At 65.0% G+C, this 575-nt stretch carries 1 protein-coding gene; it reads right to left on the bottom strand.

Annotated features, from left to right (window positions below; translation table 11 throughout):
- Positions 1-575, bottom strand: a 575-nt coding sequence (locus tag GEV06_29160) for a sulfatase-like hydrolase/transferase (GenBank protein MPZ21907.1), incomplete at both ends; no start/stop codon positions are given.

Genomic DNA, 575 nt, shown 5'->3' with positions numbered 1-575 from the left:
ATGGTCATGCCAGAGATTCACACTCTCGGCCGGATCTGCCTCGAGGTCGTAGAGCTGGCCCGGCGGACGGTCCGGGTCGTCGGGATCGTTCGGGCCGGACGCGTCGAGGTTCGACTCGCTGCTTTCGGAATCGACCGCCGTCGCCAGCGGGTCCGCCTCCGGATCGGCAAATCCACCGGATCCCAGCCCCTCGATCAGCTTCCAGCGCCTGTCCTGAATCGCGCGCATGCCCTGGGCCGAGGTCGATACGACCGGTGGACGGATCGGCTCGGCCTCCGGCCAGTCTCCGAGGAACACCGGCGACAGGTTGAAGCCGTCCTCACCCGCGTTCTTTGGCAGCTCGTCTCCCACGATCGTCGCAAGCGTCGCCAGCATGTCCGTAAACGAAATTGTCTGTCCCGTGATGGAGCCGGGAGCGACCTTGCCCGGCCACCGAACGATGAACGGCATACGATGACCGCCTTCGTACGCATCGGCTTTCATGCCGCGTAGCGCGCCGGAGGAGTCATGACCGAAGCGCGTGGTGTCGTGATCGTACCAGACCGGCCCGTTGTCGCTCGTAAAGATGACGAGCG

The organism is Luteitalea sp. (assembly GCA_009377605.1).
Taxonomy (GTDB): domain Bacteria; phylum Acidobacteriota; class Vicinamibacteria; order Vicinamibacterales; family Vicinamibacteraceae; genus WHTT01.
This window is presented reverse-complemented; position numbering and strand designations above follow the sequence as displayed.